Origin of the sequence: Microcoleus sp. T2B6 (genome assembly GCF_036700475.1) — a bacterium.
GTDB lineage: Bacteria > Cyanobacteriota > Cyanobacteriia > Cyanobacteriales > Microcoleaceae > Microcoleus.
On sequence record NZ_JAUBOZ010000016.1, the window covers coordinates 42,134 to 62,916 of the forward strand.

Below are 20,783 nucleotides of genomic sequence, written 5' to 3' on the forward strand. Positions count from 1 at the left end.
GACAACTGACTAAGGCACAATCAAAACTGCACAAGGAGACAGATTGATTACCCGACTGGTAACGCTGTCAGACGCCCCATCATCGGTTAAACCCATCCCCCGACAGCCCATCACAATCAAATCGGCCCCAATTTCGTCCGCCACATCGCAAATCGTGAAAGCAGGTTTGCCTTCCCGTTCGATGATTTCAGCTTCAATTCCCTGCTGGGAAAACATCGATTGGGCCTCAGAAAGAAGTTTGGCGACTGCTTCGGGGGAAGTCATCACCTCGCGCGCGGGGGCGTCGGCCTCCTCGGCTGGGGGCTCGACTACCGAGAGAATAACTAAGCGAGAACCGTAGGTTTTTACGATATTGACCACCTTTTCGGCAGCTTCGCGGGCTTCTCGGCTTTGATCGACAGGAAATAAGACTGTCTTGAACATACTGCACATCTCCGGGACACGGACTCCGATAAAATGTTTAGGTTAAGCCAATCAGTGCCGTTTGTTCCATCTTCCGTTTTTTGTACGGGCGCGGTTGAATGCGTCCGAGGCCGGGGTGCAAGTTACCAGTGCCGCCATTTCAACGGAATTCGACAAAAACACACATATTAGGAGGTTAATCCTGTGACAAAAAAAACTGTAGCAAATTTATCGGCATCGGACTTATCGGGCAAACGGGTATTGGTGCGGGCGGACTTTAACGTGCCGCTCGACAACGGCAATATCACCGATGATACTCGCATCCGGGCGGCTCTGCCGACAATTCAAGATTTAGCGTCCAAGGGCGCTAAGGTGATTTTGTGCAGCCACTTCGGCCGTCCCAAGGGTGTGACGGAGAAGTTGCGCTTGACGCCGGTTGCTGTGCGCCTGTCGGAATTGTTGGGCAAAGAGGTCAAAAAGACTGACGACTGCATCGGTGATGAAGTCGCTGCTACAGTCGCGGCGATGCAAGATGGCGATGTGCTGTTGCTGGAAAATGTCCGCTTCTACCCAGAGGAGGAGGCCAACGACCCAGAATTTGCTAAGAAGTTAGCTTCTGTGGCCGATTTGTATGTCAATGATGCTTTTGGTACGGCTCACCGGGCTCACGCTTCTACTGAGGGCGTTACTAAGTATCTGAGTCCTTCTGTGGCTGGGTTTTTGATGGAGAAGGAACTGCAATATCTCGGCAGTGCGATCGACAATCCTCAGCGTCCTTTAGCTGCTATAATCGGCGGTTCTAAGGTTTCCAGCAAGATTGGAGTCATTGAAAAACTGCTCGAAAAGTGCGACAAATTGCTGTTGGGCGGTGGCATGGTTTTCACCTTCTACAAAGCTCGCGGCTTGAACGTGGGCAAGTCTTTGGTTGAAGAGGACAAGCTGGAATTGGCTAAGTCTTTGGAAGCTAAGGCGAAGGAACGGGGAGTTACTTTTCTGTTACCTACTGATGTGGTAGTTGCTGACAAGTTTGATGCGGCGGCTAACACTCAAACTGTTCCTGTAGAAAGCATCCCCGACGGTTGGATGGGTTTGGATATCGGCCCGGATTCAGTAAAAACTTTCCAAGATGCTTTGGCCGATTGCAAAACGGTAATCTGGAACGGGCCGATGGGCGTGTTTGAGATGGAGAAGTTTGCTGTAGGAACTGAAGGTATTGCTCATTCTTTGGCTGGACTTACTAAAACTGGTACTACCACAATTATCGGTGGTGGTGACTCGGTGGCGGCTGTGGAACAGTTGAATTTAGGTGAACAAATGAGCCACATTTCTACTGGTGGCGGTGCTAGTTTGGAGTTGCTAGAAGGTAAGGAATTGCCTGGTGTTGCTGCTTTAGATGAAGCTTAATTAAGTTAAGTAGGGCGGGCTTTGCCCGCCTTGCTGGAAGCAGGTCTATATCCTTGGCTGCGAATCATTTTTTTGAAGATTTACCGCAGAGGGCGCAGAGAACGCAGAGCAAGAGGAAAGAGAGAAGGATATGGGTTTAAAGTCTATAGTTTGCTAGTATAATTTGTTTGAAGTAGCAGTGAGGTTTGTTTGTGAAACTTAAACTCTTGGCAACTGTAACGGCAAGTTTAGCTTTGTTTGGGCTGGCAGTTCCGGTTAAGGCTCAAAATCCAGATCATGTTAGGCAATTGCTGGAAACTAAAGAGTGCGAAGGCTGTGACTTGAGAAATGCTGATTTGTTCAAGGCTAGCTTGTACAGAGCTAATTTAAGAGGAGCCGATTTAAGCGGAGCAAATCTCTATGAAGCTAATTTGTTGGAAGCGGATTTAAGTGATGCTAATTTGGCCAATGCTAACTTAGTTAATGCCGAAATGTACGGGGCTGAATTGAATGGTGCTAATCTGCGAAATGCGGATTTGTCTAATGCTTTTTTGGGCCGGGCGAATCTGACGAGTGCGGATTTGCGCGGTGCTAAACTTTTTAATGCGAATCTGGGGGAAGCTTATCTGTTGCAAGCTAATTTGTCGAATGCCGATTTGAGACGTTCGCTGCTGTTTAGAGTTAATTTGAATCGTGCGAATTTAAGCGGAGCGGATATGTCTTTCGCGGATGTGCGGGATACTAATTTGCAGAATGCTATTTTGTCAAATACTAGGCTTCCTCGCGCTCAATTGGCCGGGACAAATATTGATGCGGCGAATAATGTGCGGCAGGCTGATTTGGAACGTGCCAACTTGCGAGGTACGAATTTGGGGCCGGGGGTTTGCGTGAGCACTAATTTTCCTTATTGTGTTTTGAATTTGGAAGAAAAATTTTAGACTCTAGTTCCCAGATTCATCTGTGGAGTAAATCTAAAATCTAAAATCTAAAATCTAAAATCCCCTGGCTGGCGCACCCTAAGTTTAGATCCGAGCTAAGTTTGAGGTGGTTTGTATCCTCTTTCTAGGGCAAATCTCACAAGCTGGGCCCGATTATCTAACTGTAATTTGCTGAAAATGCTGCCTAAATGAGCTTGCACAGTCCGGGGGCTAATAAACAGCCGATCGCTAATTTGTTTGTTAGTATAACCCTGGATCACTTCCCAAAAAACTCTTTCCTCGGCTGGTGTTAAAGGCAAAGGTGCAGGTGCTGGCAATACTGCCACCAATGGTGGTTCCACCGCCCTACCGCTAGAAGTTTGAAGCAGTCGGACAATTTCGGCGTGAATGCGGTGAGAGCGCTCTAACTGCGCCTTTACCTTAGCTAAGATTTCTTCAGACTGAAAAGGTTTTACCAGATAATCGTCACCGCCGATCGAATGACCTTCAACTTTTGACTCCAACTCGCCTTGACCCGACAAAAATATAAAGGGGACTAACTGTCCCAAACGGGTAGTTCGCAAACGGCGACAAAACTCAAACCCGTCCATTTCCGGCATCATGACATCTGAAATTACCAAATCTGGGGGGGCATTTTCAAAAATCGAGAGCGCCTCAACCCCTGAATTAGCGCATTCCACCCGATATCCTTGACTTTCCAGGTACATTGCTAAGACTGTTTGACAGTCTGCTTCGTCGTCAACCACTAATATTCTTTCCATGACAGGCTTGCACCAATTCCAGTTGGACAGTTCTTGAAACTGCCAGTCCCAAAGTAGGAACTTAATTGAGTTTACCTCCTGCCACTTGATAAAGGTTCGCAATTTCAAGACGGCACACTTTCTCAAATATTCCAATTAGGGGCGCCTAGCGCATAAAAGGGGAAGCAGTAGAGCAATAGGGGGAACAATACTTTCTTTGATTCGCCTATCATCAAAAGCTACAACTTTTTAGGAGGTAGCGTCAACTTTTATGCAGAAAATAGAACGTAAAAGAAAGAATTTTTTTCTATTATACAGAAATATTGGTGACACTTACACTATTCCTAGACGCGACATTGAAAGGTTTTTAGATTTTTCTGGTTCGGACACAGGTACAAAAGGAACAACGCGACTAGGTGCTGCTGGGGGCGGCGCGAACAAACTCGGGTCGGCAACCAACATACTTTCAATTATCGCTGCTGGTTCGGGGCGGCTGAACAGATACCCCTGCATGATATCGCACTGATGTTGTTTCAAAAAATCTAGTTCTGCTTCTGTTTCCACTCCCTCAGCAATTACGGTCATATTCAAACTGTGACCCAGTAAAATTACTGCTGTAGTAATAGCAGCATTTTGAGTATCTTCGTTGGCATTACGGACGAAAATTCGATCGATCTTTAAACTGTCAAAAGCAAATTGCTTAAGATATCCTAAAGTAGCGTAACCGGTGCCGAAGTCGTCAATAGCAATCCGAATTCCTAGAGCTTTAAGTTGGTTTAAAGTAGCGCCTGCTACTGTCGCATTTTCCACCAAAGCGCTTTCGGTCATTTCTAATTCTAAATTAGCAGGCTCTAAACCTGTAGTTTCCAATATTTGCACTATTCGCGCCTTGAGTTCCGGGTCGGACAACTGCCGGGCCGACAAGTTTACTGATATTGTAAAGGGCGAAAACCCCGCCGCCAGCCAACTAGCGGCTTGAGCGCAAGCTGAAAGCAGTACCCACTCGCCAATCTGAATAATTAAACCTGTTTCTTCTGCTAAGGGAATAAATTCGCAGGGAGAAATTATACCTCGATCGGGATTTTGCCAGCGCACTAAAGCTTCCGCGCCGATAACTTGGCCGGTAGCAATATTCACCTGCGGCTGATAGTATACCTGAAACTCACCTTGTTCCAAAGCGTGGCGCAGCAAAGCTTCGAGAGCAAACTTTTCAGGAGAGAGGGTTGTCACCTTGGTGGAGTCGTTAACTAAATCTTTGAGTCTGGCTTCTGCTTGGTGAAGCGCGACTGTCAGCGGTTGAGTAATAGTTTGCCGCTTCAAGACGCGAGAAGCAATGGCTCCCAGCAATTCAGCCTTGGTAAACGGCTTTGTCAGGTAATCGTCGGCCCCCAATTCCATCCCCCGACGAAAATCGGTTTTGTCACTTTGAGCCGTGAGGAAAATAAATGGAATTGTTGCAGCTAGCGAGTTTTGCCGCAGCGTCCGCAACACGTCATAACCGTCGAGTTCCGGCATCTGCACGTCGCACAAAATTAAATCCGGTATCTCCGAAAGTGCCATCTGCACCCCAGCTCGACCGTTTTCGGCCGCAATGACCCGGTAGCTGTGAGATTCCAGGAGTTGCAGAAGAGTTTCCCGGATTAATTCGTCGTCCTCAATTACCAAAATTTTGAGCATGATACTTAGATAACAGATGCCACTTTATATCTGAACCTGACTAACTCTAGCATACTCAAACTAGCAAATTAATAATTCAGCTAATTAGCCAATAAACCATTAGCCAAATGGCGGAATACTTCCCCTCGGTTCTTAAGTCACAATCAAAGAACTGCCCAAATTGGGAAGATTTCGATCTCTTTCAAGAGCAGAAGACTGCTGCGCCCGACTCGTTTGATAAACTTTTATTACAAAACACCCAATATTTCTCATAAAAAAAATAGCCAAGAGTTTCAATGCGCCGAGGGCGGAAATTACTCAGGCTATCACTTATATAATGTCCGGTTAATTGTTCATAATTAGTCCGTGTTTGTACGGACAAGTATAGTTTTCGCTCAATGGATGAATCAGGACCCTGCGTTCTGATTCATCCAAAAAAGGATACTTGCTTTCCGACAACAGTCGTGGAGAAAGAAAAATTTTAGATTAAGGTTCAACCTGCCAGATTCATCTGTGAAGTAGATCTAACATCTAAAATCGACTAACGGAGAACTTAATTATGGTTCTCTAACCCGAAATCCTATTATCCACAGCCTTAAGCTGTTGTGCATTTAAATTGTATATTTCGAGTCCCCATCAAAAATCGTCAAATCCTCTCCCCCTCTCCTCTTCTCCCCCTCTCCCTCTCTAATACCATAGGCAATCTAGATGCAACACAGCTTAATTCACAGGCTTAGTGGAATTCGCGCAAAATTTTTCATCTACAATTGCAGAAGTGATACTGACATGGTGCATGGATGATGACGGAATTATCTGGTCTTGCGGAACTACCACCGTCTTTTTACAAACAAGCTCGCTATTGCCTACAGAGGCAAAGTTCCAAGCATAAAATTCTGGAGTGCTGACTGTCGCATTGGCCGGATGTAAACCTAGTGCAGTCACTAATACTAATCCAAAAGTCACTAAAGCTACGATCGCGAATCTCAGCATATTCTTTGTTTGAACAGGAAAACTTACCTGATCGGTATTACCTTATTATGACGCGGGTGGATAGAGAGCGTCAATCGATTTTAGATTTGAGATTTGAGATTTTAGATTTTAGAGGCGACCCCACGGATAAATTCGGGGGCTCCTTTATCGGATACAGGTTTTTTATTTCTGGACGGATGAATGCGGGGGCTTGTATCCTGGATGCTTGATTGTCAATAGCAGTTATTCGGCCGTCAGATTCAACTGGTAAGCGATCGGCTCAGATGCTTGAGAAACTACCACGAATTCATAAAAGCCAGTATCATCCAGCAATCCAGACCAACTCAGCCCCTCTGCATCTTCCAGCAAAGCTCGCGCGCCTTTTGTCCGCCCTGGAGAATAAATTGACAGCAGAGTTGATTTGCGCGGGGCTTGCAAATTCACGCGCAAAGTTTGATTTTGAGCGAACCTGGCAATGTAAGCTTTCCCTTCTCCGGGTTTGAGATTGCCTGTGAGGCTTTTGCTGTTCGATAGGCGGTCAAATTCAACGCTTTCGACAGTTGCTCCAGCTTGTAAGGCTTCGAGTTCGTCGGCGGTAATTGCTTGCCAAATTTGTCCGATCGGCAAACCGATGATATTGCGATCGCGCGGCTGTTGTGGAAACCAATAAAAAAACCTAGCATCAGCCAAATCGTACAAAGCCCGACTGCTCAAATTCAGCTTGTTAACCTCAGTTTTCCAGCGATCGATATCAGTGGTGTCGTAAGTGCCCAACCGCGCTCTAGCGTCGCTGCTGAGATTTTCCAGCTTGTCGAGCAACTCGTCGCCGATTTTCTGCCACCTTTCGCGCCATTGGCGATCGTCATCGCCTTCTTTTAACAATCGTCCCCCCAATTCCGGGTATTTGGCATAGAAAGTCTCGTCCACAAGGTTGACGTAACCGCTATAGAATCGATCGTCAATTTTGAGCTTGACAAAGCGATCTTGCAAAGCATCTTCTTGCTGCTGCTTCGGGCTTGAAGGCTGGGGAACTTTCTGCACTTTTGATTGCAGATTTAACAAAGAATTGCCCGCAAACCAGCCAACTCCCCCCATACTTGAGAGCACCGCCACCACGAACAAAACCATTTTCCAAGCAGGCATCTTTTGCTGATGGCCAATAGCAGCAACTCGCACCGGAGTTCCCGGCAGTTTTGGCGTGGGGGCGGGTACGGGTATAGGCGAGAGATCCGGCGGCTGCGTGGGCGCAAAATACCCTGGCTGCGGGGCTGGCGGCAAAGGCTGTAAAGGCGGATTGCCGGAGAGAGCGAGCATTACCTCGCGAGCCGAGGAGTAACGCTGGCTCGGCTGTTGAGCAAGCATTTTATCCAGCACCAGGGACAAATTCGGAGACAGAGAACATTCCGCCCGCCAGTTCCAATTCAGCGTCTGGCTGTCGAGCAACTGATGGGGTTCCTTCCCCGTCAGCAACACCAAAACCGTGGCCGCCAGAGCGTACAAATCGCTGTGGGGAGAGACGATACCCATCTGCATCTGTTCGACGGGAGCGTAGCCGAGCTTGCCGATGCGAGTCGCGGGGGCGGGAGTGCCGTTAGCCTCAGCGAAAAGAGACTCTACGGTGGCGGCGACTTGTTTTACTCCGCCAAAGTCGATGAGCACGGGCATCCCGTCAGAACTCCGCAGAATCAGGTTGTCCGGGGAGATGTCGCGGTGAATCACTCCTAGAGAGTGAATGTATTCGAGCAGGGGCAAAATCTGCTGCAGCAATTGATTGATTTCTGCTTCTATGAACCGCAAACCCTGACGCTTGCGGGCGTCGAGCAGAAAGCGGTAGGTTTGGCCGGGCACGTAGTCTTGGACGAGAAATAGGTAGCCTCGATCGCTGATACTGACGCGGAAGAGTTCGCGAAAGCGCGGGATTTGATTGTGTTGCAGCTTGTAGAGCACTCCCGCTTCCCGCTCGAACAGTTCCTCGGATTTTTGTAAAGCGTAACTTCCGTGTACTTGGGGCGCAAATTCTTTTAAAACGCAGGGTTCGTTAAATCGGTGGGCGTCTTCAGCGAGGTAGGTGCGCCCGAAGCCTCCGTGTCCCAATTCGCGGACGATTCGGTAGTGGTTGTTGAGAGTTATGCCGGGGTAGATGGGATTGTTCATGGGAACTTGCTGCGTCGGATTTTCACGCTTGACTGAGACTGGGAGTTTTGGGCGATCGCTGAATTAATCTTGCCATAGTGTTTGACACTCCCACCCCTGAAGGGGATGAGATTCTTTAGGAATTTCGCCCTAAATATCCCAGAGAGACAATTGCTTGTACTCTGGGTTCTCGCCCACACGCCGTTTGCCTTTTTGGGGCAGCGTATTATCTGACGAGCGTTCGTACATTCCGACATTAAAAAGTGTCGTTTGTACTGGTTTCGGCGAGTCCCGCCGTACCTTTTTCTTGACAATATTTAACCCGTAGGTTTCTATTGCCTTAGTTTTCACATTCTTAGCAGCTTGTAAATTAGCATCATCAATATGTCCGCAATTAGTGCAAATAAACTTTTCACCCTTGCGACTATTTTTATCAACTTGTCTACATTTACTACAAGTTTGACTGGTATATTTGGGGTTAATTTTATACAATTTCTTGCCTAGCTTCGCAGCCAAATATTCAAGTTTTTGAGTTAAACCATACCAACTTGCATCAGCAATAGAACGATTCAATCCTCGTTTAGCTGATTGACCATTAGATAAAAATCTACCAGCCTCAGACTTAACTGGTTTGCACCGTTTAATCATGTTTTTGACTGGTAAATCTTCCACCGTAACAGCATCAGCTTTTTTAACAATTCGATTAGCCACATCCCATTGATAAGATTCTCGTCGCTGTTGAATCCTGTTATGTAATTTACTCACCCTGAGTTGAGCTTTACTGCGATTCTTGCTTCCCTTTTGCTTGCGACTAACCCGCCTTTGTCTAATTTTCATTAAACGCTTAGTTTTTTTATTAGTAGCAAAACGCGGGTTGTCAATACTACTTCCATCAGACAAGTAAACCAATTTTCCTAATCCCATATCACAGCCAGTAATGGTTTTAATTTCACTGTCTGGGATTATTGGAAAATCTGGTACTGTCTTGTTTTCAATTCTAACTGAAACGTACCAACCATCAGCTTTCTGTCTAACTGTAACCGTCTTGATTTCAAATCCATCTGGAAGAGAGCGCGAATTATAAAAACGCATCCATCCGATTTTAGGGAAATAGATTTTATTACCCTTGATTTTAATCCTTCCTGGTTTGTAACTAAAGGATTTAAAATCGTGACGACGTTTAAATTTGGGAAACCCAGCACCCTTGAAAAACTTATTAAAAGATTCGTTAACTCGAACTGTTATTAACTGTAAAACCCCAATATCAATCTCTTGATACCAGGGTCTAGCATCTTTTAATTCTTGCAGGTTTGCATCTTGCATCAAAACTACCGTGCGTTTAGGAGATCGATCTTTCTCCCCTTTTTTCTTGGCTTTGCCACCACCACCTTTCCAGGGGTTAGCTAATTGCGTCCCCTTAACTAAACTGCAAGTCAAAGGTGTGATTTCAGCTTGTGTTTTCAAATCGGAATAGCTACCGCAAATAAATTGCTGATGCCAGCCATCAACACGGTCGCGCCAACACCAGTTGTAATTAGCTCGTAACATATCGAGCCATCCCGATAGTTTTTTAAGCTGTTGATTATTGGGGCGCAACTTATACTTGTAACTCAAAATCAATTCGCTCACCTCCTGAAGTTATTTTATCGTATATTGTAGATATTAACGACTTAACGACAGCTTCATATGCAAGACAAATGCAGACGCATCCCGACCCCTTCAGGGGTGGGCTTGCGGCGCGGTCAAACTCTGTCAGTGTTGATTAGTCGATCGGCAGCTTGGCTATCCCCTGTGGCTATTGTTAAAAAAGCAGTTTCGTGCTATAGAAGTTTATCGACTGCGCCATATTTTCGATTCGATCGACCTCAAAATGTGTTCAAATTTTTAGCGTCCAGCCCAATGTGCGATCGGGTGTTAGCGCTACTAATTGAATTTTGAGCGATCGAGGTGCAAAATACCCATTTTAAGGAGCAAATCATGCAGCCAGAACAGCGTCAGCGAGCAATTGGGGCGTTTGAAGAGTTTTTGAGGGCGCCGCTTGAGGAACGATTGCAACACCAGCAGAATCGAGTTGCCGAATCCGGGGCGATCGCGCTTTTTCAAAAAGTCGCTGCCACAGTACCAGCTTACCAGACTTTCCTAGCTGAACTTAACATCAATCCCGCCTCAATTCAAACCTTTGAAGACTTCCAAAAATTGCCGCTAATTACCAAAGAGAATTATTTACGCTGTCACCCGCTACCTCAGTTGTGCTACCAGGGCCAATTAGAAACTTGCGATTTCATTGCTGTTTCATCTGGTTCGACAGGAAACCCGACCTTTTGGCCGCGTTTTATCAGCGACGAGTTGCAAATTGCTGCTCGTTTTGAACAAATATTTCACGACAGTTTTTACGCCGACACTCGCTCAACTTTAGCTGTGATTTGCTTTGCGTTGGGAACTTGGGTAGGCGGAATGTACACGGCAAATTGCTGCCGCTATCTAGCGAGTAAGGGCTATCCCGTTACAGTTGTGACGCCTGGGAATAATAAGACTGAAATATTTCGAGTTGTGCAGGAACTGGGGGAGCATTTTGAGCAAGTAGTTTTGTTGGGATATCCGCCGTTTATCAAGGATGTGATTGATAGCGGAATTGCTGGGGGTGTGGAGTGGCAAAAATATCGAATTAAGATGGTGTTTGCGGGGGAAGTGTTTAGCGAAGAATGGCGGAGTTTGGTGAGCGATCGCACTAATTCTGACAATCTATATTACAACTCTGCGAGCCTTTACGGTACTGCCGATGCCGGCGTTTTGGGCAACGAGACACCGCTGAGTATTTGCATCCGTCGCTTTTTAGCAAAAAATCCCGAAGCAGCACGCAATTTATTCGGGGAATCGCGGTTGCCCACGCTGGTACAGTACGATCCGAAAAGCCGCTTTTTTGAAGTGAATAATGACGGCACGCTATTATTTTCTGGCGACAATGGCATCCCGCTAATACGCTATCACATCTCCGATAATGGCGGTTTAATTTCTTACGAAGCAATGCTCAATTTTTTGGCTGAATGGGGATTTAACCCTGTGGCAAGTTTGCAGCAAGCAGCCGGTATGAAAGTTTCTGATTTCCCCAGAGGAATTCGCTGCTTGCCCTTTGTCTATGTATTTGGGCGATCCTCTTCGATGGCTTCGCTAACGCACTTTACCGTTTCCTACTTCGGTGCTAACATTTACCCGGAAAATGTCACCGTAGGTTTAGAAGTTCCCACCATCCGGGAATGGGTGACGGGAAAATTTGTGCTGCAAGTCAAGGAGGATTCGGATCAAAATCGGTTTTTATCGGTGGTTGTGGAATTAGCGGCGGGGGTGGAGGGCGACGAGGAGATGAAACAGGCGATCGCATCTTCAATTCTCGCACAATTGCGGCGGCTAAACAGCGAATTTGCTAATTATGTGCCGCCAGAATATCAGTTACCTGTGGTGACATTAACTGCGACGGGCGATGCGGAGTATTTTCCGATTGGGGTGAAGCACAGATACACGCGGCAATAAGTAGTTTGAATAGATGATTTATCAGTTTTCAAAAGTCTTGTGTTATTCTATAATTAGGGTGACATTTGATGGTTCAGCTTAGAATAGAATATGCCAGCAAAAGACATCTACCACAATAATGTTAGAACAGCCCTGGAAAAGGACGGGTGGACGATAACAAACGATCCGCTACCATTAAAAATTGGCAAACGAACTCTCAACGTCGATTTGGGTGCAGAGAAACTATTTGCTGCCGAAAAGCAAGGTCGCAAAATTGCTGTAAAATTAAAAAGTTTCGTGAGTTTTTCACCCGTTCATGACTTAGAAGAAGCTGTTGGACAGTATATTGTCTACGAAGATATCCTAGAGCTTTCGGAACCAGAACGGATCATATATCTGGCAATTCGTGCAGAAGTTTATGCAGAAATCTTTTCTGAACCTATCGGGCAGATTTTGTTAGAGAACAAGAGATTTAAACTAATAGTTTTTGATTCATTAAACGAGACAATTGTCAGATGGATAGACTAGATGAATATCGCCAAATTGTCGCAATGTTTTAGATAGTTATGCCCAGATTTCTTACGGCAACGGAGAAATTAAAAGCAGCGTTATTGTTGACCGCGAACAAAACAATTTTTTACTGATCCACGAAGGTTGGCAAGGGCCTCAAAGAATTCACGGGTGTATCGTTCATGTGGAAATTAGGGACGGCCAAATTTGGATTCAACAAGATGGTATAGAAACGGGAATTACCCCAGAACTTGTAGAATTAGGAGTGCCTAAAGACAAGATAGTTTTAGGGTTTCATCCCTATCATGTTCGGCAGCATACGGGATATGCGATCGCCTAAACCAGCTTACAATACAGGAAAATTGAATGAAAGGACGATCGCTAAATTGTATCGGGATCAATATTTAATTCTCGCAGTTTCGCGGCCAGGCGATCGGCTCGTTGAGCTTCTTGTCCGGCTCGTTGAGTCTCTTCGTCGGCTCGTTGAGTCTCCCTTTCTGCAACCTCTTCAGGAGTAGGGACAAGCTCTCCTTCTGCTGTAAAGAAACGCAATTTTCCGCCACAAATTCCGAGACTCAAATCGAGTTGTTGACTCCGAAGATGCCCGAATTCGTTCGGTGCGATTGCTTCATATTCCCCGTCAACTAAATGAAACCCAGCTAATTCTAAAGTTTCTGGATCAAACCAAAAGTAGTCATGAGTGCGAAAAGTATCTTGATACAGTTGTTTTTTAAAGTTTTTATCTATATCCGCTGTTTTGGGAGACAGGATTTCAACGATGATATTGGGGTACTTTCCTTCTTCATCCCAAACTACCCAGCTTTTCCGAGTTTTGCGTTCAGTTCCGAGTACCACAAAAAAGTCTGAGCCTCGGAAGTCCTTGGATTTAAGTTGATTGGAACAGTAATAAATGGTTAGATTGCCAGCAGCATAGAAATTGTTTCTATCTCCCCACAGCCATTCTAGGCATTGGAGGAGTAGGATTATTTGTCGCAGGTGCAGTTCTGTTTCTACGGAATGTTCATCACTATATAAATCGTCGGGCGGAAAGATAAAGTTTTCCGGTATCTCTTGTTCTGGTATCTCTTGGGTAGTAGCTAATTCTGCGGTTGCGGACATGGCTGCTTGGTGAGGAGTAAGAGGTTGTGTGTCTATTTTAGCAAGCTTTTCATATCTCTGCCGAGGACTATTCTGAAAGCCCGATCGCGCTTTTTGCCAAAAAATGCGATCGAACACCGAATAATTAGCCTTTAACTATTAGCAATTATCGTTTTATTGACCGTCAGTTTGTCTGAGAGCTGCCAGAATTTCCGGTCGTTTCATGCGCGCGTAGCCCCGCACTTTCCTGTCTTTGCCGATCGCCTTCAACCGTCTCAGCGAAAGACTTTCGTAGTCTTCCTCTGGGGACGGAAACGGCAACTCCAACTGCAACTGCGGTAACTGAGGTTTCTGCTGTGCTTTCGACTGCTTCTTTGGCTGCGTTTTTGACGGCTTCTTCGGCGGTGCCTCTGGCTGTCTTTCTGAGTGAGTCGCTGTGGCTCCCAGTTGGCGGCGGAGCGTTTCAATTTGATTTTTCAGGTCATTTTCTACGTCTTCAATGGTGTCGGAAACAAACTGATTAATTGTTTGGACTGTGCGTTCTAATTGTGTTGACAGCAGTTTTTCCAGTTCATCCAACTGTCTCAAAGCACCTTCAATATTTACCTCAGAAGTAACAGCAGATGTTGGCGGACGGTTGCTGCTCGATTGTTCAATTTTTTTAGCCATTTTATCTACCTTTTCCTGAAATGCTTTTTCCACTTGTTCGAGCAAATGCTTAATCTGTTCTATTTGGTTACGCTCAAAGTTCTGCTCAGTGAGAGCGTTTACGTGTTTTTTTAGCAGGTCTTCATTTTTTTTAACAGATTGTTCTATTTGTTTAGTTAGACTATCTACCTTTTTTTGAAATGATAGCTCAAATTGTTGCAGTAGAGTCTCAATTTGTGCTGTTTTCTGAGTCGGTTGCGGAGCTAAATGTTCCATTTCTGCTTGAGCAACAGCTACCTCCTCGTCGGTCATTTCAAATACCCACGCCCACATTTGCTCGATGCCGAGTTCTTTAGCAAGAATACACCAATCTGATCCGCAGACAACTTCATATTCTTCTTCATTGCTGTAAGCTTCAGTGGGGCGCACAATTAAAGGAATCAAGTTGCTGCCTTGCTCGATGAGACTTCTCCTGATAGCTTCGCGGCGTTCGCGGGGAATCTCTCCCATCTGAGGCTCTGGTACTGCAATTTGGGAAGTGTAAATCTGGCTGTGACTAATTGGCTTAATTCGCAAATATTCAACTATTCGGTTTTGATCGGATGATCGCTCCATCTTGTTACAATTCCTCTTTTCTCATTAAATTCGGGTGTGTAGGTGTTTATGTATATTTGCACTTTACAGCCTGCGTTTTAAGTGCTGCAGGACTAACCCAAGAACTCTAATTGTAGGGTGCGAGACAAACACCTTACCCAGACTGTGGTAAGTTAAAGGGTTTCTTGGGCTGAGTCTTCCAACTCTGCGATCGAACTCGGTTATCTGGGGGAGATATCGCTTTGCTGCTGTACCTGTGCGGCTGGCTGTGCGGTGACAGCCCGGGCGATCGGCAAAAGTTACTGCAATTCCTAAAAAAAGCAACTGTGATGAGTTTAACTGCCTGCGGGACACCAATGATACACTGCTTTACTCATCTTTACTTTTTTTGGCCGTCCGGGTGATCGGGCTGACGTTGCGAGTTGCGATCGCAATTTCGATTTATACGAAAGCCACCTTTAATATCGCCCTTATTCTTTAGTCTCAACCGAGAGGGACGAAAGTTTGTGTAGGATCGGTTTCAACCGCCGAGTCATATCGGGTTTTTCAACTTTTGTCGGGCGGGCTTTGATCGCCCCAAAAATGCAATTGAGATGGCTGAAAGCTTATAAATATTTTTGCCACTTGTCAATAAGCTTAATCATTGTTTTCTCGCCTAACCCTTTACCTTTCATGCGTTCCAACACATTTTCAAAAGATGCAAAGTGCTCCAAATCTCGCTCTTTGATGATTTGTTCTATTGTTTGAGCTTTTATGCCAGCATTTTTCAAATTTGTAGCCAATTTGAATTTATCTTGAGTGTTGAGTGCTTCCAACAGCGGAACTGGCTTGGGAATCCGGCTTTCAACATCTTTAACCCTCTCTATCAGCGCCTGTTTTTCCCGCGTATACTCGGCTTTTAATTCCGTGATTCTGTTTTCCAATCGAGTTTCAATATTTGTCAGTCGCTGTTCAAAACTGGAGGACTGTTGCGGAACCACACTTACACTTTGATTCTCATTGATTGCGGTTTTTCTGAGAATTTTAAGTTGTTCCAGTAGAAGCTCTTCATTTTCTTCTTCCAGGATAAATGCTCCGATTGTCTCGCCTTTTTGAGGTTCTATTTCCTTTGCTCTCGCCGCCCCATAGTATTCAAAGTCTCCGTCTACTATTTCGTAAGCATCCATACCGTTTCGGCGGACAATTATCGGATTAATCAATCCTCCTGACTCTAAAATCAGTCGCGCTAATTTGTCCAAATCAGCCTCGGCAAAATTGGAACGGGGAACTGCGGATGTAATTTTTTTAACTGCAACCAGTGACGGAGATAATTTTTTCATTAGTTTTTACCTATTTTTTCCAAAACTTCGAGTGCTAGCATTTCAAATTCTTGAGATGCGATGGAATCTGGCTTAAAGTCTAGCACTGAAATGGGATCGGCGATTTCCATATTTCCCACGATTTGAAATTGTTCTGCACACTTTGCTAAATCGTCTCTCTCGTAAATTACGCTGTCCATGATTTCAAAGCCGTAGCGTTTGGGAATTGCCTCCCTCCGCTTGGGCAAACTGTACTGTACAAATTTACTATTAGTTGAAATTTTGCAAGAGAGTACGCCTAAAACTTCTAGTGGTTTCTTGCCAATTTGTTTTTTGAATCCATTAACTTTTTTGATAAAGTCCTTGACATTAATCAGTCCTTGATTGGCAAAAGGTTTTAAGTCAGAAGGAATAATTAAATAATCCGCCGCAATTAGGGCAACTCTAGCATAAAAATTCAAAGATGGCGGCGTATCGATCAGTACAATATCATATTTATTCTGTACTTCTGCTAGTTTCTGAATTAAAATCATTCGGCTGTAATCTAGTTGATTGAGTTCCATTTCATATTGCATTAAATCAATGTGGGAAGGAACCACATCTATTTCTGGATGGCAAAAATTAGACTTGCGAGCTACTTGTGCAATCGAGAAAAAGTCTTCTGATTGCAAAACTTGAAGGATATTATTATCTTTCAAATCGTCTTGTTCTTCATCCTCAAATTTAACTAAACCTGTCGCAAAGGTTGTATTAGCCTGACTGTCTAAGTCTATCACCAAGACTCTCTTACCTTTCTTGCTCAGCGCTGCGGCTAAATTGATTACTGTTGTAGTTTTGCCAACGCCGCCTTTATTGTGGTAAACTGCAATGATTTTCATCGTATTTTGAGTTGTTGGGATAACGGTTACATCGGATTTAACTTGAGGCTTAACTGGATAATTTTCAGGTATTTGTTGTGGTTCAGAGATTTGACTTGGCTCAGGTTCTGCGGGGGCGGGATTGTTGGGCTGTACTGGGACTTCGCTCATTAACTCAGGACTAACCCAATTAATTTTACTATCTTCCAGTTTGAGATTATCGGGATTTTTTATAAAATTTAAACTATCTCTGCCAATTAAAGCGATAATTTCATCAATTCTATTTTCAATGTCTTGTCCAGCACACTTAAAGACTAGCTCAATATCATCGGCGATTCTTTCGTAAATTCTAATTTCTTTACCGTTAGTTATTAGTCCGTAGCGGATGCTCAAACTTGTTAAATAGCGAGTTAGTTTTCGCCGGTGGCGGTCTAAATTTTCCTTCGGATGTTTAGCCTCCATGACTACACTCATCGGTGAGTCTGTCTCGATGACTATGGGGATAACTTGGGTGGCAAATGAGAGGAAGTCGAGACGAATATTCCCAAATGCTATTTCTTGGTGCCAAGTGTCGGGCGTATAGCCTAACTTTGGCAGCAGATAGCTGACAATGAGTTTGCTTTCTACTTCGCTTTCGTTGCGACAGTTATTGGGATTGAAAGTCATTCGATTTTAGATTTTAGATTTTAGATTTTAGATTGGGAATGACTGATTTAATAATGGTAGGGATTGTGATATTGACAGTAGGGCGCGCATTTAAGTTGTATATTCAGGGCGGGCGGGACGCCCACCCCACAAGACTTTATTTTTTTTGACAGACAATTTAAATGCCGCAACAGCTTAGGGCGCGCATTCCGTCCTTTACAAAGGCTACGGATTGTAATATCTAAAAACCCGGTTGTGTTTGACAAACCGGGTTTTTTGGGGATTAATCGCGTTTCAAACTTACTTGTTTTGAGCGTTAAATTCTTGCAATGTCTGATAGCCGCCAGCCGGATTGTATAGGTGACAGTTGTCGGCAATCCGCTTCATTAAAGACCACGAAAATTCTGTTTCGTAGAGATGATCTTGCCAATTTTCCTTTAAGCTGCTGTGGGCGAGGCGCAAATTGTACCAGGGAATAGCAGTTGAAAGGTGGTGGGGAACGTGCACGTTAATGTCGTGGCACAGAAACTCTACCCAGCGGGGATAATCGCAGTGAACTGTTCCCGATAGTTGCGCTTGGGCTTCGTCCCATTCTTCGGGTTCTTTAAAGGAAATATCTGGTGCTGTGTGGTGAACGATCGTAAAAGTGCTCATCCAGAAATGGTAAACCAGCCAGGGCACTAACCAAAATTTGACAAATCCCCAAATGCCTGTGGTTGCAATTAAAAGCGGGAATCCGATCGCAGCACCGATTAAAACGACAAAAACTGAAAACCGAACTTGTTCTTGTTTCTGTTGGCCTTTGAAGCGCCACCACATGAAGTGCACTTTTGCCCAGTGGGCGATCGAGCCAATCCACCACATCCGACCGAATATTAAACTATAAGCTATTTGTAAAGCCTTGGGCGCGGCAGCGTAGTCTTCTGCTGTCATCGGCTGCCAAGCATTATCCTCACCAAGTTTATTGGTGTGCTTGTGGTGGTAATTGTGTCCATGCCGCCATGCGTGAAACGGATAAATTAACGGCAGAAATGCAATATGTCCGACTAAATCGTTAACCCAGCGGCGGTTAGCAAATGACCGGTGCCCGCAGTCGTGGCCGATCACAAAAAAACCGGTTAATCCGGTTCCTGTGAAAATCCACATTAGGGGCAGTAGATACCAAGGCGATACTGCTAAGCCCAAGTAACCGACAGCAACTAGCAAAACGTTGACGATGACTTTTGTCCAAGCTTTGCGGGGGTTTTTGACGAATACTTCCCGCGGCAGGGTTTTGAGAATATCTTTGAGGCGCAGGTTGGAGGTGTCACTTGCGGATGTCAAATTTTGTGGTTTTTCGATCGATGCTGTCATAAATTGATTTCGATTCTCCGTATGCCATGAGGATGGCTTAACAAAATTAGCGCATAAAAAAGCGCAGTAAAATCTCAGCTCGTTGCCAGCTTGCGGCAGACGAGTTGAGCAGTAGGCAAGCGCGTTTTAGCAAATGCTAGCGATCGCTATCCGCAGTTAGGAATTTCTAGCACTTTCGCCAAAAAACACTGCGGGTAGCAAAACCTTTGTTTTTATAACACAGGGGCAGGACAATTAGCATTAGGCGCTGTTGTCTGCTAATTGCTCTTGCTGCCAGAAATCGGGTCGAGAGCCGGCAAGCCAGCGATCGAGCGTTGCTGTTTGAGGCTTTGCACTTCCAGCAGCAAGGATTCGATTTCTGCTTGCAAGTGCAGGAACTTAACTTGCTGATCGGCTTGGTAAGGGCACTTTACCAAATCTACTTTGCGGGCAAAACTGGTCGATAGCGTAGAAGAACTAGCCATTTCGGGGTTGCTCGCGGTGACTTGAGGCCGGGAAAGAGTGGATGAATTATTTGACATCAGTAATTGAGTAGACATATCTACACATTCACACCATTAAGTTACTTTAACCTGAACCGATCGTATTAAACATCAAATTAACCGATCAAGCTAAAATTAGTGTAAATTCCTTGGCCATTGCCTAAAACCATTGACATCGTGACCCTGATTCTACCTGCTACTGACTCTACTGCTAACTCTGCTGCCCGCGCCGCCGAGCCGAAACGCTACGGCTGGCCCGGCTTGATCGAAGCTTATCGCCCCTACCTGCCGGTGACGGAAACCACGCCGGTAGTGACGCTCCAAGAAGGCAATACTCCCCTGATTCCAGCACCTGCGATCGCCTCTCTCATCGGTCGAGACGTGCGCGTCTTGGTGAAATACGACGGCCTCAACCCCACTGGTAGTTTCAAAGACCGGGGGATGACAATGGCGATTTCCAAGGCGAAGGAAGCTGGTGCCGAAGCTGTAATTTGCGCCAGTACCGGCAATACTTCGGCCTCGGCCGCCGCCTACGCCAGACGCGGGGGAATGCGAGCTTTCGTGTTGATTCCCGAAGGTTACGTGGCTTTGGGCAAGCTGGCGCAAGCTTTGCTTTACGGTGCGGAAGTAATTTCGATTGGGGGAAATTTCGATCGCGCCTTAGAAATTGTCCGCGAAATGGCTGTCAATTATCCGGTGACATTGGTCAACTCCGTCAATCCTTACCGCTTGGAAGGCCAAAAAACCGGTGCTTTTGAAGTGGTGGACGCTTTGGGCGACGCCCCAGACTGGCTGTGCATTCCCGTGGGAAATGCGGGAAACATCACAGCATACTGGATGGGTTTTTGTCAATACCACCAAGCAAAAAAATGTTCGCGCTTGCCACAGATGATGGGCTTTCAAGCCGCGGGGGCTGCGCCGTTGGTAACGGGCCAAGCTGTGGCGCACCCAGAAACCCTGGCGACAGCAATTCGGATCGGCAACCCTGCTAGCTGGAAACAGGCGATCGCAGCTTCCGAAGCCAGCCGCGGCAGTTTTGCAGCAGTCACCGACGCCGAAATTCTCGACGCTTACCGTTTGTTAGCATCACAGGAAGGAATTTTCTGCGAACCGGCGAGTGCAGCTTCTGTGGCCGGTTTGCTGAAGGTAAAAGACCAAGTTCCGACTGGGGCGACGGTGGTTTGCGTGCTAACTGGTAACGGTTTGAAAGACCCGGATACCGCAATTAATCACAGCAACAATCAATTTAAAAGCGGCATTGCTCCGACTTTGGATGCAGTAGCTGGGGCGATGGGATTTTAAGAAGTTAGTTGGCAGTTGTCAGTTGTCAGTTGTCAGTTGTGTTCTTTGTGTCCTCTGTGATTCATAAAAATTCATACCGGATGCGGGAAACTCAGCGGCTTCAGCCCTGAGAGGTAAGCGACGCGGGGACTTCAGTCCCCGTGTTTTTCTTTGTTTCTATTTTGGTTGAAATATTGTATTATGTTCGAGAAGTGAGTAAGAACGAGCATCTACGTGTTGAGACATCCTAGAAGGCGAGAAATTCCCGCCCCTGGAAACAACGGTCAAG

18 protein-coding genes are annotated in these 20,783 nt (G+C 45.6%); 6 read left to right on the forward strand and 12 right to left on the reverse strand.

The features are described 5' to 3' along the window. Nucleotides 1-9: 9 nt before the first annotated feature. Nucleotides 10-423, reverse strand: a complete 414-nt coding sequence (locus QUA00_RS09785) for a universal stress protein (RefSeq protein ID WP_333144676.1) — start codon at nucleotides 421-423, stop codon at nucleotides 10-12. 183 nt (nucleotides 424-606) lie between these two features. Between QUA00_RS09785 and QUA00_RS09790 the strand changes: the two genes are divergently transcribed. Both QUA00_RS09790 and QUA00_RS09795 read left to right on the forward strand, forming a co-directional pair. Then, entirely contained in the window at nucleotides 607-1,806 is a 1,200-nt protein-coding gene (locus QUA00_RS09790; RefSeq protein WP_333144677.1) for a phosphoglycerate kinase, read from the forward strand. A 191-nt stretch (nucleotides 1,807-1,997) separates the two neighbouring features. After that, a complete protein-coding gene (locus QUA00_RS09795; protein WP_333107284.1) occupies nucleotides 1,998-2,723 on the forward strand; it encodes a pentapeptide repeat-containing protein in 726 nt (241 codons plus the stop codon). Between the two features lie 95 nt (nucleotides 2,724-2,818). Here QUA00_RS09795 and QUA00_RS09800 read toward each other — a convergent pair whose 3' ends face one another. From QUA00_RS09800 to QUA00_RS09820, 5 genes are all read right to left on the reverse strand, one after another. Further along, nucleotides 2,819-3,592 carry a response regulator gene (locus tag QUA00_RS09800; protein WP_445305729.1) on the reverse strand — a complete coding sequence of 258 codons (774 nt, stop codon included), beginning with the start codon at nucleotides 3,590-3,592 and terminating at the stop codon, nucleotides 2,819-2,821. 204 nt (nucleotides 3,593-3,796) lie between these two features. Continuing rightward, the gene (locus tag QUA00_RS09805) at nucleotides 3,797-5,140 is read right to left on the reverse strand and encodes an EAL domain-containing response regulator (protein ID WP_333409485.1); all 1,344 of its coding nucleotides are present in this window, start codon (nucleotides 5,138-5,140) and stop codon (nucleotides 3,797-3,799) included. 699 nt (nucleotides 5,141-5,839) lie between these two features. Beyond that, nucleotides 5,840-6,109: a hypothetical protein gene (locus tag QUA00_RS09810; RefSeq protein WP_333409486.1), complete on the reverse strand. Its 270-nt coding sequence runs from the start codon at nucleotides 6,107-6,109 to the stop codon at nucleotides 5,840-5,842. Nucleotides 6,110-6,331: 222 nt separating this feature from the next. Then, nucleotides 6,332-8,242 (reverse strand): serine/threonine-protein kinase, encoded by a 1,911-nt coding sequence (locus QUA00_RS09815; RefSeq protein ID WP_333409487.1) that lies wholly within the window; start codon nucleotides 8,240-8,242, stop codon nucleotides 6,332-6,334. Nucleotides 8,243-8,371: 129 nt separating this feature from the next. Further along, nucleotides 8,372-9,850 (reverse strand): transposase, encoded by a 1,479-nt coding sequence (locus tag QUA00_RS09820; RefSeq protein ID WP_333409488.1) that lies wholly within the window; start codon nucleotides 9,848-9,850, stop codon nucleotides 8,372-8,374. 348 nt (nucleotides 9,851-10,198) lie between these two features. Here QUA00_RS09820 and QUA00_RS09825 point away from each other — a divergent pair, with 348 nt between their 5' ends. The 3 genes from QUA00_RS09825 to QUA00_RS09835 all read left to right on the forward strand — a co-directional run bounded on the left by QUA00_RS09825 (nucleotide 10,199) and on the right by QUA00_RS09835 (nucleotide 12,578). Then, on the forward strand, nucleotides 10,199-11,749 hold the full coding sequence (locus QUA00_RS09825) for a phenylacetate--CoA ligase family protein (RefSeq protein ID WP_333409489.1): 1,551 nt from the start codon (nucleotides 10,199-10,201) through the stop codon (nucleotides 11,747-11,749). Between the two features lie 90 nt (nucleotides 11,750-11,839). Next, nucleotides 11,840-12,256, forward strand: a complete 417-nt coding sequence (locus QUA00_RS09830; protein WP_333306811.1) for an element excision factor XisH family protein — start codon at nucleotides 11,840-11,842, stop codon at nucleotides 12,254-12,256. Between the two features lie 67 nt (nucleotides 12,257-12,323). Continuing rightward, on the forward strand, nucleotides 12,324-12,578 hold the full coding sequence (locus tag QUA00_RS09835; RefSeq protein ID WP_445252035.1) for a XisI protein: 255 nt from the start codon (nucleotides 12,324-12,326) through the stop codon (nucleotides 12,576-12,578). A gap of 41 nt (nucleotides 12,579-12,619) precedes the next feature. Here QUA00_RS09835 and QUA00_RS09840 read toward each other — a convergent pair whose 3' ends face one another. From QUA00_RS09840 to QUA00_RS09865, 6 genes are all read right to left on the reverse strand, one after another. Next, complete coding sequence (locus QUA00_RS09840) at nucleotides 12,620-13,357, reverse strand: Uma2 family endonuclease (RefSeq protein ID WP_333409508.1); 738 nt, start codon at nucleotides 13,355-13,357, stop codon at nucleotides 12,620-12,622. A gap of 153 nt (nucleotides 13,358-13,510) precedes the next feature. Further along, the gene (locus QUA00_RS09845; protein ID WP_333409490.1) at nucleotides 13,511-14,599 is read right to left on the reverse strand and encodes a Rho termination factor (modular protein); all 1,089 of its coding nucleotides are present in this window, start codon (nucleotides 14,597-14,599) and stop codon (nucleotides 13,511-13,513) included. 584 nt (nucleotides 14,600-15,183) lie between these two features. Then, nucleotides 15,184-15,897 (reverse strand): ParB N-terminal domain-containing protein, encoded by a 714-nt coding sequence (locus QUA00_RS09850; protein ID WP_333144686.1) that lies wholly within the window; start codon nucleotides 15,895-15,897, stop codon nucleotides 15,184-15,186. After that, nucleotides 15,897-17,399, reverse strand: coding sequence for an AAA family ATPase (locus QUA00_RS09855; RefSeq protein WP_333144687.1), 1,503 nt, complete (start codon nucleotides 17,397-17,399; stop codon nucleotides 15,897-15,899). The genes QUA00_RS09850 and QUA00_RS09855 overlap by 1 nt, the downstream gene beginning before the upstream one ends. A gap of 279 nt (nucleotides 17,400-17,678) precedes the next feature. After that, nucleotides 17,679-18,731, reverse strand: a complete 1,053-nt coding sequence (locus QUA00_RS09860) for a fatty acid desaturase (protein WP_333409491.1) — start codon at nucleotides 18,729-18,731, stop codon at nucleotides 17,679-17,681. Nucleotides 18,732-18,988: 257 nt separating this feature from the next. Further along, nucleotides 18,989-19,270, reverse strand: a complete 282-nt coding sequence (locus QUA00_RS09865) for a hypothetical protein (protein ID WP_333409492.1) — start codon at nucleotides 19,268-19,270, stop codon at nucleotides 18,989-18,991. A 120-nt stretch (nucleotides 19,271-19,390) separates the two neighbouring features. Between QUA00_RS09865 and thrC the strand changes: the two genes are divergently transcribed. Continuing rightward, entirely contained in the window at nucleotides 19,391-20,515 is a 1,125-nt protein-coding gene (gene thrC / locus QUA00_RS09870) for a threonine synthase (RefSeq protein WP_333409493.1), read from the forward strand. Nucleotides 20,516-20,783 lie beyond the last annotated feature (268 nt).

Bases quoted from the DNA above. Each gene is read 5' to 3' on its own strand.
- QUA00_RS09865 (WP_333409492.1), bottom strand. From the start codon at position 19,270: ATGTCTACTCAATTACTGATGTCAAATAATTCATCCACTCTTTCCCGG.
- QUA00_RS09840 (WP_333409508.1), bottom strand. From the start codon at position 13,357: ATGTCCGCAACCGCAGAATTAGCTACTACCCAAGAGATACCAGAACAA.
- QUA00_RS09785 (WP_333144676.1), bottom strand. From the start codon at position 423: ATGTTCAAGACAGTCTTATTTCCTGTCGATCAAAGCCGAGAAGCCCGC.
- QUA00_RS09815 (WP_333409487.1), bottom strand. From the start codon at position 8,242: ATGAACAATCCCATCTACCCCGGCATAACTCTCAACAACCACTACCGA.
- QUA00_RS09810 (WP_333409486.1), bottom strand. From the start codon at position 6,109: ATGCTGAGATTCGCGATCGTAGCTTTAGTGACTTTTGGATTAGTATTA.
- QUA00_RS09845 (WP_333409490.1), bottom strand. From the start codon at position 14,599: ATGGAGCGATCATCCGATCAAAACCGAATAGTTGAATATTTGCGAATT.
- QUA00_RS09830 (WP_333306811.1), top strand. From the start codon at position 11,840: ATGCCAGCAAAAGACATCTACCACAATAATGTTAGAACAGCCCTGGAA.
- QUA00_RS09855 (WP_333144687.1), bottom strand. From the start codon at position 17,399: ATGACTTTCAATCCCAATAACTGTCGCAACGAAAGCGAAGTAGAAAGC.
- QUA00_RS09805 (WP_333409485.1), bottom strand. From the start codon at position 5,140: ATGCTCAAAATTTTGGTAATTGAGGACGACGAATTAATCCGGGAAACT.
- QUA00_RS09825 (WP_333409489.1), top strand. From the start codon at position 10,199: ATGCAGCCAGAACAGCGTCAGCGAGCAATTGGGGCGTTTGAAGAGTTT.
- QUA00_RS09860 (WP_333409491.1), bottom strand. From the start codon at position 18,731: ATGACAGCATCGATCGAAAAACCACAAAATTTGACATCCGCAAGTGAC.
- QUA00_RS09850 (WP_333144686.1), bottom strand. From the start codon at position 15,897: ATGAAAAAATTATCTCCGTCACTGGTTGCAGTTAAAAAAATTACATCC.